The following is a 266-nucleotide window of genomic DNA, read 5'->3' on the forward strand; positions in this document are numbered from 1 at the left end:
TAAAAGGCGGTAACTTTAAGAAACGTGATATTCATTAATCATTATGAATAAAGAGGGTGTGCCAATATGCTGGCACACCCTCTTCTGTTATTGTCGGTAAGTCGATATATTCCAATAATCGCTGATATATTTGGAGTTGTGGTCGATATATTTCGATAATCACTGATATATTTTTACTCCCCCCATCTTCCCCCGCTCTTAATCCATGCCACGTATTTTTGAAAGGCTGGCACTTCTTGTTGGAAACGAAGCGGAACATACAGAAA

At 38.7% G+C, this 266-nt stretch carries 1 protein-coding gene; it reads right to left on the bottom strand.

Going from position 1 to position 266, the window contains the following annotated elements; translation table 11 throughout:
• Positions 1-34: 34 nt before the first annotated feature.
• On the bottom strand, positions 35-266 hold a 232-nt coding region (locus tag MR079_RS28770; protein WP_242295110.1), incomplete at its 5' end, for a hypothetical protein.

The sequence above is a fragment of the Bacillus cereus group sp. BfR-BA-01381 genome, assembly GCF_022663555.1.
Classification (GTDB): domain Bacteria; phylum Bacillota; class Bacilli; order Bacillales; family Bacillaceae_G; genus Bacillus_A; species Bacillus_A pacificus.